The organism is Methylobacterium sp. ARG-1, from assembly GCF_001262595.1.
Lineage (GTDB): Bacteria > Pseudomonadota > Alphaproteobacteria > Rhizobiales > Beijerinckiaceae > Methylobacterium > Methylobacterium brachiatum.
Genome location: NZ_LHCD01000004.1, coordinates 15,019 through 30,185, shown reverse-complemented (window position 1 = coordinate 30,185; position 15,167 = coordinate 15,019). Strand labels below are relative to the sequence as shown.

Sequence of the window (15,167 nt, the reverse complement as noted above, 5' to 3'; positions counted from 1 at the left end):
CGGTTTGAACCGGAGGCCCGGCACTGCCATAAGCCCGGCATGGCCGCTCCCCCTCTACTGACCCTCCAGGACGTCGCGCTCACCTTCGGCGGCACGCCGCTGATCAACCGCGCCGACCTGACCATCTCCCCCGGCGAGCGGACCTGCCTTGTCGGGCGGAACGGCTCTGGCAAGTCGACCCTGATGAAGATCGCCGCCGGCTTGGTCGAGCCGGACAAGGGGCGGCGGTTCGTCCAGCCCGGCACCACGATCCGCTACCTGGCGCAGGAGCCGGACTTTTCCGGTTTCTCCACCACCCTCGATTTCGTCGAGGCCGGGCTGCCGCCGGGCGAATCCGCCCATCGCGCCCGATACCTGCTTGAGAGCCTCGGCATGACCGGGGCCGAGGATCCGAAACAACTCTCCGGCGGCGAGGGGCGGCGCGCGGCGCTCGCCCAGGCGCTCGCCCCCGAGCCCGACGTTCTGCTCCTCGACGAGCCGACCAACCATCTCGACCTTCCGGCGATCGAGTGGCTCGAGGCGGAGTTGCGCGGAACCCGCGCCGCGATGGTTCTGATCAGCCACGATCGACGGTTTCTATCCGCGTTATCGCGGGCCACGATCTGGCTGGACCGCGGCGAAACGCGGCGGATTGAACAGGGATTCTCCAACTTCGAGGCCTGGCGCGACGCCTTCTTCGAAGAGGAGGAGCGCGACCAGCACAAGCTCGACCGGAAGATCGCCGCCGAGGAGCATTGGCTGCGCTACGGCGTCACCGCGCGCCGCAAGCGAAACGTCCGCCGCCTCGGCAACCTGCACGAGCTGCGGCAGAATCGCCGCGACGTCCGCCGCCCGGTAGGCAGCGTCAGCATGAACGCCTCCGAGGCCGAATCCTCCGGGAGCCTGGTGGTCGAGGCCCGGGACATCTCCAAGGCCTACGGCGACCGGACCATCGTGGACAGCCTGTCCCTGCGGGTGATGCGCGGTGACCGGCTGGGCATCGTCGGGGCCAACGGCGCCGGCAAGTCGACCCTGATCAACCTGCTGATGGGCCGGCTCGCCCCCGATTCCGGCCAGGTCGTGCTCGGCACCAACCTGATGCCGGTGGTGCTCGACCAGGCACGGGCGACGCTGGAGCCGGGCATGACCGTCACCGAGGTGCTCACCGGCGGCCGGGGCGACAGCGTCACGGTGAACGGCCAGAGCCGCCACGTGATCGGCTACCTCAAGGACTTTCTCTTCACCCCCGAGCAGGCCCGGACCCCGGTCTCGGTGCTGTCCGGCGGCGAGCGCAACCGCCTGCTGATCGCCCGCGCACTGGCACAACCAGCCAACCTGCTGGTGCTCGACGAGCCGACCAACGACCTCGATCTCGAGACCCTCGACCTGCTGCAGGAGATGCTCGGCGACTACCAGGGCACGCTGATCCTGGTGAGCCACGACCGCGACTTCCTCGACCGGGTGGCCGGCAGCGTGCTGGTCTCTGAAGGGTCGGGCCGCTGGGTCGAGTACGCTGGCGGCTACAGCGACATGCTGGTCCAGCGCGGGCAGGGGGTCGAGGCGCGCACGGTCGCGACCAAGAAGGAGCCGCGCGAGCGCCAGGCCTCCGCCCCGTCAGCCCAGCCGGCCGGCAAGCCGAAGCTCGGCTTCAAGGACCAGCACGAGCTGAAGACGCTCCCGGCCCGCATCGCCAAGCTGGAGGCGGCGATCGCCCAGCTCAAGACGATCCTGGAAGATGCCGACCTCTACGCCCGCGATCCGGCCCGGTTCGACAAGGCCACCGCCATGCTGGCCCAGGCCGAGACCGAGCTGTCGAAGGCGGAGGACCGGTGGCTGGAGCTGGAGATGCTGCAGGCGGGGTGATACCGACCCGCGGCACAAGCTAGGTATAATGTCTTATCGAGCCACTGCGGGCACGATCCCGCGGGGCCGCAACGATCGCGAACCGACCGGAACGGATGATCGCATGACCGCCTACCAGACCCTCGAACAGCGCTTCTCCCGCCTCGCGGCCCTGGAAGGCGCGGCCGGGATCCTCGGTTGGGACGCGCAGACGCTGATGCCGGACGGGGCTGCGGAGGCGCGGGGCGACCAGTTGGCGATCCTGCGCGGGCTGGCCCACGAGATTCTGACCGCGCCCGAGACGCGGGACGAGCTCGCCGCCGCCGAGCAGCAGGACGGCCTGGATGCCTGGACGGCGGCGAACCTGCGGGAGATGCGGCGGGCCCAGGCCCATGCCAGCGCCGTGCCCCGGGACCTTGTGGAGGCGAGTTCCCGGGCCGTGTCCCGGTCCGAGATGGTCTGGCGCGAGGCGCGGCGGGATTCCGGTTTTGCCCGGCTGGCGCCGTATCTCGCTGAGGTGCTGCGGCTGCAGCGGGAGATCGGGCAGGCCAAGGGCGCGGCGCTCGGGCTCGACCCCTACGACGCCCTGCTCGACAGCTACGATCCGGGTATGCGCCGGGCGGTGATCGACCCGCTGTTTACCGACCTCACGAGCTGGCTGCCGGACCTGATCGCCCGCGCCCGGGACATCCAGGCCTCGCGCCCGGTGCCGCTGCCCCTGGAGGGGCCGTTCGACACGGGCACGCAGCGCGCGCTCGGCCTCAAGCTGATGACCGCCCTCGGCTTCGATTTCGCCCGCGGCCGGCTCGATATCAGCCTGCACCCGTTCTGCGGCGGTGCCACCGACGACGTGCGCATCACCACCCGCTACGATGAGGCCGATTTCGGCCGCGCCCTCATGGGCGTGCTGCACGAGACCGGCCATGCCCTCTACGAGCAGGGCCGCCCCGCCGCCTGGCGGCACCAGCCGGTCGGCGCCGCCCGCGGCATGAGCCTGCACGAGAGCCAGTCGCTCATCGTCGAGATGCAAGCCTGCCGCAGCCGGGAGTTCTTCACCTACCTGGCGCCGCTGCTGCGGGAGGCGTTCGGCCGCTCCGGGCCGGAATGGTCGCCGGAGAACCTGCACGCCCTGAACACGCAGGTCCGGCCGGGCTTCATCCGGGTCGATGCGGACGAGGCGACCTACCCGGCCCATATCCTGCTGCGCTACCGGCTTGAGACCGCGATGATCGCGGGCGACCTCGCGGTCGCCGACCTGCCCGGCGCCTTCAATGACGGCCTGCGCGACCTCCTCGGCCTCACCGTGCCGGAGGACCGCGTCGGCTGCCTGCAGGACATCCACTGGCCGAGCGGCGCCTTCGGCTACTTCCCGACCTATACGCTGGGCGCGCTCGCCGCGGCCCAGCTGTTCCGGGCGGCACGCACCGTCGAGCCGGCCCTGCCAGGCTGCCTCGCCGAAGGCGATTTTGCGCCGCTGCGGACCTGGCTGCGCGCCAACGTCCACGCAGTCGGCAGCTTGCTCGGGACGGATGATCTGCTGGTGCGGGCGACGGGGGCCCCCCTCGGGACGGCGGCGTTCCGGGCGCATCTGGAGGCGCGGTATCTGGGTCGCTGAAGACCGGACGAGGCTCCAGTCCCTATTCCCCCGCCGTGAAAGATCGTCCTGCTTCGGCCTATCTCAGGCGCGACGTGCCCCCTCTCCCGTGCGGGAGAGGGTTGGGGTGAGGGATCGGATCTTTCCGGATACGGCACATCCCTCACCCTGTCCCTCTCCCGTACGGGAGAGGGGACCCGCGCCTCATGCGGTCATCGATCAGGGAATGCGTTAGTCGGCACGACAAAGGTCGGCCGCGCCCGCGCAAACCGCCCCCTACAGCTCCAGCACATCCACCGCATCCCCCAACCGATCCCGCGCGATCTCGGCGACGTGGCGGTGGTGCGTGAACAGGATCGGCTGGACGCTGGCACCAATCTCCGCAAGCGCGTCGAGGCCGTAGCCGGTGCGGGCTTCGTCGAAGGTCGAGAAGAGATCGTCGCCGATGAACGGCGCCGGCTCGGCGCGGCCGGCGTAATCCTCTAGGTAGGCCAGGCGCAGGGCGAGGTAGAGCTGGTCGCGGGTGCCCTCGCTGAGCGCCTCGATCCCGACCAGCCCCCCGCCCACGCGCTGACCGGCGAGCTTGGGCGTGTCGGCCTCGTCGTAGGTCTGGGCGAGGCCGGAGAAGGCGCCGCCGGTGAGGGCCCGGAACAGGGCGCCGGCGCGGGCCACCAGGGGGTCCTGCTGGCCGGCCCGGTGCCGAGCCACCGCCTGGCCGAGCATCAGGCCGGCCAGCCGTAGCACTGCCCAGGAGCGGGACGCCGCCTGGAGGTCGGCTTCCGCCGCCTTGCGCTCGGCGGCGGCCAGCTCGGCGCCGCTGCCGCCTTCGAGTTCCGCCCGGCGCCTTTCGGCCCGGTCGCGGTCGGCGAAGATGACCTGGCCGCGCTCGGCCTGCTCCTCGGCCTCCATGGCGAGCCGGGCCAGCTCCGCCTCCACGGCCTCCGGGGGCAGGGCGTCGAGGCCGGCGCGGATCTCGGATTCGGACAGCCCGTCGGCGGCTCCGGCGAGGCCGCCGCGCAGCCGCAGGCGCTCGGCCCGGAGCATCTCCCGGGCGTTGAGCCGGCCGAACACCTCCGCGATGGCAGGAGTCGGCGCCTCGGCCAGATCCGGCATGGTATCGGCGACCTGACGGGTCAGGTCCGCCCGGGCGGCGTCTCGGAGCCCAACAGCGTGGCGCAGGGCCGCCTCCGCTTCCTCCAGGAGCCGGTCCAGCTCGGCGCGGCGGGCCTCACGGGCCTGGGCGGCGACCAGGCGGGCATGCAGTGTGCGGATCGCGCCGATGGACGGCGTATCGGCGAGCTCCGGCGCCAGGGCTTCGACCAAGACCGCCGCTTTGGTTTGAAAGGCTTCCATGTCGCGTCGCAGCCCCGCCGCCCGGCGCTGCAGGGCGGCGCGCTCCGCGAGGCGGTCCGGCACCGTGCGCCAGGCTTCCAGCGCGCCCTCGGCCTCCTCGAGCTGGGCGGTAGCGGGCAGGCCGAGGGGCCTCAACGCCTCCGCCCAGTCCGACTGCCAGGCGGCGCGGCGCGACCCGGTCTCGGCCAGAGCGGCTTCCAGCTTCTCCGCCGTCGCGGCGGCGGCGCGGAGCCGACCGCCGGTCTCGAGATTGGCCTCCCAGCGGCTCGCGAGCGTCGTGACCCGGGCCTCGAGCCGATCGAGGGACTCGCCGATATCGCCATCCCGGTCTGGATCGAGCCCGGCCCGGGTGAACAGGTCGGCGAGCGGCGCCCGGGCGAATTCGATCCGAGCCTTCAGATGGTCCCGCTCGATCCGCTGCTCGGCCAGCCGCTGCTCGGCCTCGATCAGGTTCTCGGTCTCGGCGAGCCAGGCCGCCATCTCGGCCGGGGGGCCCGGGACCAAGCCGGCAGGCTGCCAGGCCTCGCGCCAGGCGGCCTCGCCCTCGGCGATCTCGTCCGCGATCCCGGCGAGCACCCGTTCGGCTGCCGCCAGCGCCGCATCCTCGGCGGCGAGGCGGTCGAGATCGGCCGCGTGGGCCGCGACCCGGGCCGCGTCTGTGGCGCGCTCGTCGGCGAGGCGGTCCGCCTCGAACAGGGCACGCTCGTAGGCGGCCAGCGTGCCGGGCTCGGTGGGCCGGCCGGCCGCGAGGGCGTCGCGCAGGGGCGCGAAGGCGGTGTCGCGGGCGGCCCGCACGGACTCGAGCCGCTCCTGGGTGGCGATCGGCCGGCCGGCCTCGCGCTCGCGCAGGCGGGTGCGGGTGGCGTCGGCCTGGGCTCGGGCCGCGTCCCGGCGGTCGGCGGCGCGCTCCTGCTCGCGCCGCTTGCCGTCGAGCAGGCTGCGATAGCGGGCGATGGTGTCGGCGCTGGGCAGGGGCATGCGGGCGAGCGCGGCGGTGTCGGCCACCGGCGGTGACAGACGCGCCGCCTGATTGCGCAGCAACGCGGTCTCCCGCCGGATCGCGGTGTCCAGCGCCTCGTGGGCGGCGAGGCGCTCGTGCAGCTTGGCCAGCGGCTTCAGAGCCTCGCGGAGCGGCGTCGGATCGTGGGTGGCGCCGGCCGCCTCGACCTCCCGGGCCAGGCGGTCGCGCTCGGCCCTGGCGGCCGCAGCGTCGCGCGCCAGTTGGTCCTCGGTGGCGGCGAGCGTCCTTCCGTCGCGGATCAGCCGGTCGACCCGGGCGCGGGCGGCGTCGGTGGGCTGGTTGGCTTCGAGAGCCGCCAGATCCGGGGCGCCGATCCGGGCGCGCAGGCGCTCCAATTCGAGCGCGACCTTGTGGGCGTCGCCCTCGATCCGGGGTAGGTCGGTGCCGCCCTTCTCGAACTCTTTGGTGCCGCTGAACGCCGCCAGGATCTCCTCGGCCCGCAGGATCAGCGCCGGCTCCACCGGGACGGCCTCGGCCTCGCCCCGCGCCCGGGCGAGGGCGGCGTCGGCGCGCGTAGCCTCGGCCTCGGCTTGGCGGCAGCGTTCGAGGGCGGCGCCCAGACGCTCGATCCAGGCGGAATCCGCTTCGGCGAGGCCGGCATCCGCGGCGATCCGGTGGTCCAGCGCGTCGATCTCGGCGACGATCGGCCGGGCGCGCTTCAGGCGCTCCAGCCGGGCGCGCTCGGTGGCCACGCGCTCGCGCTCGGCCCGGAGCGCGTCCAGCTGCTGGGCGGCGGCCGCGATCTCGTCGTTCAGCGCGCGCCAGTCGCCGGCGCGCAAGCCCTTCTCGCGGATCGCCTTGCGGGCGGTCTCGTGCCGCTCCAGCGCCTGGTAGAAGGTCCGGTGCTTGGCCTGGCGGGGGGCGAAGATGCCCTCGGCCTCCGCGTCGAGGGCGGCCTGCAACTCGGTGAGGCCGCGCAAGCCCGAGCCCGCCGCGAACAGGCTGGCGCCGACCTCGCCCTCGACATCGACCATCTCGCGCCCGCCGGCCCGCAGGCTGCCGGCATCGAGGCCGAAGGCGCGGCAGAACACGGTGCGGGAGATGCCGCCGAGGAACGGCGCCAGGGCGTCGTCGGCGAGCGGTGTCTCGGCGGCGTCGATCAGGGTCCGGGTGTTGCCCTTGCGGCGGCGGAACGCGAGGCGGCGCCCGTCGGCGGCCTCGACCTCGGCGCCGAGGCGCAAGAGCGGCATGTCATGCAGGAAGGCGTAGCGCGTGGTCTTCTCGAAGCCGAACAGCAGGTCAGTGACCGCCGCGAGCGCCGTGCTCTTGCCGGCCTCGTTGGCGCCCAGCACCACGTGCAGGCGGGCATCGGGCCGGAAGGTCACGGTGCGGTCGGTAAAGGCGCCGTAGCGCTCCAAGGCGAGGCGGATCAGCCGCATTTTGCGCGCCTCAACAATGCCGGCCGCCGAGACGCCCGAGGATCAGCGCCTCGGCCTCGGCGCAGAGCGCGTCGAACTCGGCCTCCAGGTCGGGCTCCGCGGTGGCGGGCATGCGGGCGCCGATCTCGGCGAGCGCCGCCTTGGCCCGGCTGCGGAAGTCCGGGTCGCGGTCGAGGTCGGCGAGCAGGACCGCCGGGTCGATCGCCGCCCCGGGGGCCTCGACCGGGGCGCGGGGCCGGCGGGTCTCGATCTTCAGGCGCTCCAGCCAGATATCCTCGTGCAGGCGGTGGGCGGCAGCCTGGATCTCGGCGGTGACGTTCTCCCGGTCGGCGGAGAGCCCGTCATGGGCCGGCGTGGTGCCCGCGAGATGCACCCGCACCAGCACGAGGCGCTGGGCCGCCACCTCCGCCAGGGGCCGCAGGGTGGTCTCCACCGTCTCGAGGGCCGCGCGCGTGTCGGCGGCCTCGCTCAGGTCGACAGTGACCTGCTCGAAGCGGGCCCGGTCGAGGGGGAAGCGGCTGACCCCGGTTACCCGCCCGTCGGCGACCTCCACCAGGACCGCGCCCTTCGCACCGCATTCGCGCACGCTCCGGCCCTGGATGTTCCCGGGGAACACGATCCAGGGATCCTGAGACAGTTCCGCATATTCGTGGATGTGGCCGAGCGCCCAGTAATCGTAGCCCCGGGCGGTGAGGTCGGCGACCGAGCAGGGGGCGTAGGTCTCGTGGGCGGCGTGGCCGGTGCAGGAGGTGTGCAACACGCCGAGATTGAACCAGCCGGGCAGGGCGGCCGGGTAGGTCAGCGACAGGTTCTCCTCCACGGCCCGCGCCTGGAAGCTCCGGCCATGCACGGCGACCCGCAGGGATTCGAGGCGCAGTGTCTCGGCCCGGGCCGCAGGGAAGACGTGCACCGAGGGCGGCAGGGTGATCGAGCGGGTGATCACGCTCTCGGCGTCGTGGTTGCCGCGCACCAGGATCGTCGGGATGCCGGCCCGGTCGAGGCGGGCCACCTGGCGGGCGAAGAACAACCCGATCGTGTTGTCGGCCCAGTCGCCGTCGTAGATGTCCCCGGCGACGACCACGAAAGCGACACGCCGCTCGATCGCCTGGGTGACGAGATCCTCGAAGGCCTGCCGCCCGGCGGTGGCGAGCCGGCGGGCCAGCTCCGCGTCGCGGGTGGCGAGACCGGAGAGCGGACTGCCCAGATGCAGATCCGCCGCGTGGATGAAGCTGAAGCCCGACATCGGCCCCCGGTGAGCAATCGGTGAACCGGGGTCTTAGGCCGCCGGGGCCTGCAGCCTCAAGCGGCGACGGCGCATCGCTGCACCGGCGTGGGGCGCGTGCGACGGCCTCGGGACCGAACCTCGATCAGCATGGCCCTGGCGGCGGCAGAGAAAGTGGCTTTCTGCTGGTCCGCGTCGGGGCATAGAGCCCCGATAACCGCCCTCAGAACATCCGGTCGCGAGGCGCGCCCGACCGTCACTTGCGCAGCGGCACGCCCTTCGTGGTGAAACGCGGCGCGCCCGGATGGCGCACGGAGCGCGACTGGCCGCCCGCCTTGCCCGCACCGGCACCCGTTCCCGGCGGCTGCGAGAGCGGAACGAGCTGGTCCGGCCTCGGCCCGATGAGATCCGCACGGCCCATCGTCCGCAGCGCCTCGCGCAACAGGGGCCAGTTCTCGGGATCGTGGTAGCGCAGGAACGCCTTGTGGAGCCGGCGCTGCCGCATCCCCTTGATCGCATCGACCGGCTCGCTGCCGCCGCGCCGCACGCCCTGCAACGGGTTGATCTCGGTGTGATACATGGTCGTGGCGGTCGCCATGGGCGAGGGCAGGAACGTCTGGACCTGATCGGCGCGATAGTCGTTCTTCTTGAGCCACAGGGCGAGGTTCATCATGTCCTCGTCGGTCGTGCCCGGATGCGCCGCGATGAAATACGGGATCAAGTAGTATTTCTTGCCGGCCTGCTTGGCGGCGGCGTCGAACATCTCCTTGAAGCGGTCGTATGTGCCGATTCCCGGCTTCATCATCAGGTCGAGGGGCCCGCGCTCGGTGTGCTCGGGCGCGATCTTGAGACGGCCGCCGACGTGATGGGTCACGAGTTCCTTGACGTATTCGGGGCTCCGGACCGCGAGGTCGTAGCGCACGCCGGAGGCGACCATCACCTTCTTGACGCCCTTCACCTCGCGGACCTTGCGATAGAGCCGGATCAGGTCGTCGTGCGAGGTGTTCAGGTTCGGGCAGATATCCGGGAAGACGCAGGACGGCAGCCGGCACGCCGCCTCGATCTTCGGGTCCTTGCAGGCCATCCGGTACATGTTCGCCGTCGGCCCGCCGACATCCGAGATCACGCCCGTGAAGCCCGGGGTCTTGTCCCGGATCTTCTCGATCTCGCGCAGGATCGAGCCCTCCGAGCGGTTCTGGATGACGCGGCCCTCGTGCTCGGTGATGGAGCAGAAGGTGCAGCCGCCGAAACAGCCGCGCATGATCGTCACCGAGAACTTGATCATGTCCCAGGCGGGGATCTTCGCGTCGCCGTAGGACGGATGGGGGGCGCGGGCGTAGGGCAGGTCGTAGACCGCATCCATCTCCTCGCTGGAGAGCGGGATCGGCGGCGGGTTCAGCCACAGGTCGCGGTCGCCGTGGCGCTGGACGAGGGGGCGGGCGTTGCCGGGATTGGCCTCCCGGTGCAGCACCCGCGAGGCGCGGGCATAGGCCTCCTTGTCGTCCTTGACCTGCTCGTAGGCGGGGAGCCGGATCACGGTCTCGCCGGGGCGACGGGAAGCGGCCTCGTCGGTCGAATCGAGATCGTCGGCGGGCAGCTCGGTGTAATGCGCGGGCACGCGGCGGAACAGGGCGACGCCCCGGACGGAATCGAGATCGTGCGGGGCCTCGCCCGCCGCGAGGCGGTTCGCCACCTCGACGACGGCGCGCTCGGCATTGCCGTAGATGAGCAGATCGGCCTTCGCGTCCGCGAGGATCGAGCGGCGCACCTTGTCGGACCAGTAATCGTAGTGGGCGATGCGGCGCAGCGACGCCTCGATCCCGCCGAGGATGATCGGCACGTCCTTGTAGGCCTCGCGGCAGCGCTGCGTGTAGACGATGGTCGAGCGGTCCGGACGCCGGCCGCCTTCGCCGCCCGCCGTGTAGGCGTCGTCGTGCCGGAGGCGACGGTCCGCCGTGTAGCGGTTCACCATCGAATCGAGATTGCCGCCGGTGACGCCGAAGAACAGCGTCGGCCTGCCCAAGGCCTTGAACGGCTCCGCCGATTGCCAGTCGGGCTGCGCGATGATGCCGACCCGGTATCCCTGCGCTTCAAGCAATCGGCCGATGATGGCCATGCCGAAGCTCGGATGATCGACATAGGCGTCGCCCGTTATCAGGACGACGTCGCAGGCGTCCCACCCGAGCGCGTCCATCTCGGCGCGGCTCATCGGCAAAAATGGCGCCGCCTTCCTGGGAAGCAGCGCCTTGCAGGCGAGGGTCGCCAGGGATCGGCTCGCGGAGGCTTGGAGGTCCATGGGGTGGGTGCATAGACCGCCGAGGCCGCGAGCTCAACGAAGCGCGAGGGGATCGGGCGCCGCAACTTTATCGAAGCGCCGGAAACCGGCATTCAATCTGCGCTCGAAATGGCATGCGGGTGCGGGCCGGAAAGCAGGTCGTTCTCTGCCAGCCCGCTTTCGTCCCACCCCGGCATCTGTTCAACATCCGCTCCTGGACATCGAGACGGACGCTTGAACGGCCAGGCTGGGACCAAAGCGGCCGCCTTCCGCAAAAGCAGATCGGGCTCGCCTCCAAGCGAACGCCCGAGCTTCCGACGCGTTGAAGCGCGGCGGTGGCGCCAGAACCACCCGGTGAGGTACGAGTCCGGCCCGATGAACAGCTTCGCCCATCCGGACCGCTCCGGCCTCGCCACGGCGCTTCCGATCCGGCCGGCGGAGCGTGCACACGCGCCGTTCAAGATCGTGAGCTGGAACCTGCTGCGACGTACCGGCGCGGCGGTGGACGACGTCGTCGCCCTGGTCGCGCAGGAGAAGCCAGACCTTCTGCTCATGCAGGAAGCGACCCGGGCGATCGGCTTCCTGCAGGACCGGATCGGCGGCCACTACGCCTGGGCACCGCTGCCCGGGCGGATCCACGGCCTGGCGATGTGGAGCCCGAAACCGTTTCCGAATGCGCCGCGGGTCATCACGCTCCCCTCGGGCGCCCTGGTGCACCGGGTCTGCCAGGTGCTCGATCTGGGCGAGTTCGGCGTCGCCAACGTCCACCTGTCGCACGGGCAGATGCTGAACCGGCGCCAGCTGCGCCGCATCGTCGGTGAGCTGCCGGCGCGGGCCGCGGTGCTGGGCGACTACAACATCGTCGGGCCGGCGCTGATCCCGGGCTTCCGCGATGTCGGCCCCCGGAGGCCGACCCACGCGATGGTCGACGTGCTGCCGCTGCGGCTCGACCGGTGCCTCGCCCGCGGCCTGATCTGCCACGAGCATGCCGTCCTGCCGCGCGGCCCCTCCGACCACCGTCCGATTGTCGTCCATCTCGGGCCGGCGCCGGAGGCCCGCGCGCCCGCGCGCTTTAGAGGTATGGCAGCAGCAGTCGCACGGCTGCGTCGCGCAGACGGATCGGCAAAGCGCGCGCGGCGAGATCCTCACGGCTGAGACGCGATTCCATCTTGCCTTGCATGAAGGCGTCGAGCTGGGCCGCCAGGTCCGCGTCGATGATCTCGACGTTCAGCTCGAAATTGAGCCGGAAGCTGCGCATGTCCCAGTTCGCGCTGCCGACGAAGCACCAGACGTCGTCGACCACCATGGCCTTCGAATGGTCGAAGGGCGGCTCGTCGAGCCAGACCCGCACCCCGGCGCGGAGCAGCGGATCGAGATGCGCCCGGGTCGCCCAGTCGATGAACGGATGGTCGCTCACCCGCGGGATGATCACGTCGACGATGATGCCCCGGGTCGCGGCCTGAGCGAGCGCGCCGGTCACCAGTTCGTCGGGCAGGAAATAGGGGGTGACGAACCGGACCGTCCGGCGTGCGCAGGCGAGCGCCTGGAGGATGACCTGCTCGATCTTCTCGACATCCGCGTCCGGCCCCGAGGTGACCACCCGGGCGACGCTCTTGCCCACCGGCTGCAGGTCGGCGAGCCACGGCTCGGAATCGAGGATCTCTCCGTCCACGAAGGCCCAGTCGGCCGCGAAGGCCACCGCAAGCTGCTCGACGACAGGCCCGCGGAGACGGAAATGGGTGTCGCGGATCGGATGCTCGGGCTTCAGGGAGACCCGGTTCGGCTGCGAGATGTTGAGACCGCCGGTGAAAGCGACGCACCCGTCGATGATCAGCAGCTTCTTGTGTGAGCGCAGATTCAGGAACGGCATCCGCCAGGGCAGCGCGGAGTGCATGAACAGGGCCGCCGGGATGCCGAGGCCGGTGAGTCGGTGATAGACCGGCGCGCGAAAATAGCCGCCGCCGATCCCGTCGATGATGACGCGGACCTTGACGCCGCGGGCCTTCGCCTCGGCCAGAGCATCGCAGAACGCGCGGCCGGTGGGATCGTCGCGGAAGATGTAGCTCGAGAGCCCGATGCTGGCCTTGGCGTTACGGATCGCCGCCAGCATGACCGGATAGGCGGCGTCGCCGTTGCGGAACATCTGCACGTCGTTGCCCGTGAAGGCCGGCAGCCCGGTGATGCGCCGGATCGCCCGGTCCAGGGGCCAGAGCGTCTCAGGCACCACGGCATCGTCGGTATCGGGCAGCTGGGTCGCGTCGGAGGGCTTCGTGCGAAGCTTGCGCGCCCGGCGCGAGACGCGGTTGATGCCGAAGGTCAGGTAGAGCGCGGTCCCGAAGATCGGGGAGAGCCAAGCCAGCCCGATCCACCCAACCGCGACGCTGACCCGGCGCTTGCGCAGCAGGGCGTGCAGGGTGACGCCGATCGCCAGGGCGAAGCCGATGAGCGCCGCAACATCCGCCCGCAACAGGGCGGTGGATTGCAGCCATCGATACAGCGCGTCTTCCAAGGTCTCGGCATCCGGTTCGCGTCAGACGGCGCCGGATATAGCTGAAGGAAACGCCGAGGCGCGGATTTAATACGGTCGGAGGGGCGGCTGTGCGCCGGTATCGGCGGTTCCGAGGGGCCGGGCGCAACGATACGGCCCGCTGCCGTCGAGCGCCGCGTACAGGATCCGGCCGCCATCCGCGATGCAGCGCGCCTTGGCCTCGGCATAGGGCCTGTGGAAACTCCAGATCGTGATCATCGGGCCGACGGTGCCGAGGCAGACGCCGCCGAACAGCAGGGCGGCGGCCCAGGTCGCGCGGTCCGGCCGCGGACGCGGCGGCCGGGGTGGCGGCATGGTGCCGACGAAGGCCAGGGTCAGTCCGAACAGGTCGATCGCGCTCATCAGCCGTTCCGCATGGAGGTGCCGAGCCCGGCAGGACTGGATATGCTGTCATCCTAGGGCAGGGCGCCCCCGGAGCCTACGCATCCTGACGCGGGAGACCTGCGTCGTATCGCGCGGGGCTCACGGCTCCCAGCGCGGCGATCGCTTGGTGAGGAACGCGTCGATGCCTTCCTGGGCGTCGGCCATCATCATGTTCCGGGTCATGACCTCGGCCGTGTAGCCGTAGGCCTCCTCCAGACCCATCTCGATCTGCCGGCCGAACGCCTCCTTGCCGATCGCCAGGACCCGCCGCGCCTTCCCGGCGATGGTCTGGGCCATGGCGTTCACCGCGCCGTCCAATTCGGCCGACGGTACCACGCGGTTGACCAGGCCGATCCGCAAAGCCTCCTGCGCGTCGACCGGCTCGCCGACCAGCAGCATCTCCAGGGCGGCCTTGCGCGACACCGCCCGCGACAGGGCGACCATCGGGGTCGAGCAGAACAGGCCGATCTGCACCCCCGGCGTGGCGAAGCGGGCCTCCTCGGCGCAGAGGGCGAGGTCGCAGGTGGCGACAAGCTGGCAGCCCGCCGCGGTGGCGATGCCGTGCACCTGGGCGATCACCGGCTGCGGCAGGCGCGTCAGGCTCAGCATCAGGCGGGCGCAGGTGCGGAACACCGCCTCGGTCGCCGCCCGGGAGGGATCGGCGCGCATCTCCTTGAGGTCGTGCCCGGCGCAGAAGGCCGGGCCGGCCCCGCGCAGGATCACTACCCGGACCGCAGGATCCTCCCGGATCGCGTCGAGCGCGTCCTGAAGCGCGTTCATGAGCGCCATCGACAGGGCGTTGCGCGCCTGCGGACGGTTCAGCGTCAGGGTCGCGACGCCGTCGGCATCGTGGCGCAGCAGGACATGCGCGTCCGTGGAGCTGGGGGCGGCGAGGGCTGCGGACATGGCGACGTCTCCCGGTTCCGGCCCCTTGATCGTGCGGAGCTGGTTTCAAGACAGGGAGGCTAGCACGCCCGTGGTGTGGCGCAGAGAGCGCCCCTCAATCCTGCTCAGCGAGAGCGAGATCCAGGCTGGCGAAATCGGCGCCCGGGCCGTTCCACCACACGCTCGGATAGGAGGGCAGCCGGCCCATCACGCCGGCATAGGCGTCTGCCAGAGCCGTATCGATGATCACCAGCGTCGCGCCGGAGCGAGCCAGGCTGTCGGCGAGCGCCTCGCCGCGGCGGCTGCCATCGAGGGCGACAACGCGGACCCCGATCCGCGCCAGGCCGAGGCGCATCGCCTCCGCCTGGCTGAGGTCGCGAACCAGGAGGGCGACGGTCTCGCCGGCGTGCAGGCCCTCGGCGAAAGCCCAGTGGGCGACCCGGTTGGGGCAGATCGCCGGGGCGGCGCGCCGGTCGCCTGAGGTGAGGCCGAGCCCGGATCGGAAGCGCCGATCCGGATCACGCGGGACCGGCGCCGGGACCGGAATGTCTGCGACAGTGGAGTTCACGCCAAACATACGCTGCGAACCGCCTGGATCTGGATAAACGGTGGACCTTGGCGTGACGCGCGCAGGTTAACACTCTGTCTCAGGTTCGCAGATCTCCGGAACACTGGCCGTTTTTCAGGGCTCCGGACGGCCGGGACT

The 15,167-nt window shown here is 71.4% G+C and carries 10 protein-coding genes; 3 read left to right on the top strand and 7 right to left on the bottom strand.

Features of this window, described 5'->3' with window-relative positions; genetic code table 11:
* The first annotated feature begins 39 nt into the window (after window positions 1-39).
* A complete protein-coding gene (locus AKJ13_RS05955) occupies window positions 40-1,842 on the top strand; it encodes an ATP-binding cassette domain-containing protein (RefSeq protein WP_050732535.1) in 1,803 nt (600 codons plus the stop codon).
* A gap of 103 nt (window positions 1,843-1,945) precedes the next feature.
* A complete protein-coding gene (locus AKJ13_RS05950) occupies window positions 1,946-3,436 on the top strand; it encodes a carboxypeptidase M32 (protein ID WP_050732534.1) in 1,491 nt (496 codons plus the stop codon).
* Between the two features lie 255 nt (window positions 3,437-3,691).
* On the opposite strand, the gene AKJ13_RS05945 is transcribed toward AKJ13_RS05950, so the two are convergent.
* The 3 genes from AKJ13_RS05945 to AKJ13_RS05935 form a co-directional block, all read right to left on the bottom strand.
* Window positions 3,692-7,168 (bottom strand): YhaN family protein, encoded by a 3,477-nt coding sequence (locus AKJ13_RS05945; RefSeq protein WP_050732533.1) that lies wholly within the window; start codon window positions 7,166-7,168, stop codon window positions 3,692-3,694.
* A 10-nt stretch (window positions 7,169-7,178) separates the two neighbouring features.
* Window positions 7,179-8,411: a DNA repair exonuclease gene (locus AKJ13_RS05940; RefSeq protein ID WP_050732532.1), complete on the bottom strand. Its 1,233-nt coding sequence runs from the start codon at window positions 8,409-8,411 to the stop codon at window positions 7,179-7,181.
* Between the two features lie 235 nt (window positions 8,412-8,646).
* Window positions 8,647-10,686 (bottom strand): YgiQ family radical SAM protein, encoded by a 2,040-nt coding sequence (locus tag AKJ13_RS05935; RefSeq protein ID WP_050732531.1) that lies wholly within the window; start codon window positions 10,684-10,686, stop codon window positions 8,647-8,649.
* Window positions 10,687-11,040: 354 nt separating this feature from the next.
* Between AKJ13_RS05935 and AKJ13_RS05930 the strand changes: the two genes are divergently transcribed.
* Window positions 11,041-11,820, top strand: coding sequence for an endonuclease/exonuclease/phosphatase family protein (locus tag AKJ13_RS05930; protein ID WP_244471525.1), 780 nt, complete (start codon window positions 11,041-11,043; stop codon window positions 11,818-11,820).
* On the opposite strand, the gene AKJ13_RS05925 is transcribed toward AKJ13_RS05930, so the two are convergent.
* The 4 genes from AKJ13_RS05925 to AKJ13_RS05910 all read right to left on the bottom strand — a co-directional run bounded on the left by AKJ13_RS05925 (window position 11,738) and on the right by AKJ13_RS05910 (window position 15,038).
* The gene (locus tag AKJ13_RS05925; RefSeq protein WP_050732530.1) at window positions 11,738-13,174 is read right to left on the bottom strand and encodes a phospholipase D-like domain-containing protein; all 1,437 of its coding nucleotides are present in this window, start codon (window positions 13,172-13,174) and stop codon (window positions 11,738-11,740) included. The genes AKJ13_RS05930 and AKJ13_RS05925 overlap by 83 nt on opposite strands.
* Window positions 13,175-13,240: 66 nt before the next feature.
* Window positions 13,241-13,555, bottom strand: a complete 315-nt coding sequence (locus AKJ13_RS05920) for a hypothetical protein (RefSeq protein WP_007566810.1) — start codon at window positions 13,553-13,555, stop codon at window positions 13,241-13,243.
* 120 nt (window positions 13,556-13,675) lie between these two features.
* Window positions 13,676-14,482 (bottom strand): enoyl-CoA hydratase, encoded by an 807-nt coding sequence (locus AKJ13_RS05915; protein ID WP_050732529.1) that lies wholly within the window; start codon window positions 14,480-14,482, stop codon window positions 13,676-13,678.
* A 94-nt stretch (window positions 14,483-14,576) separates the two neighbouring features.
* Window positions 14,577-15,038 carry an AMP-dependent synthetase gene (locus AKJ13_RS05910; RefSeq protein WP_050732528.1) on the bottom strand — a complete coding sequence of 154 codons (462 nt, stop codon included), beginning with the start codon at window positions 15,036-15,038 and terminating at the stop codon, window positions 14,577-14,579.
* Window positions 15,039-15,167 lie beyond the last annotated feature (129 nt).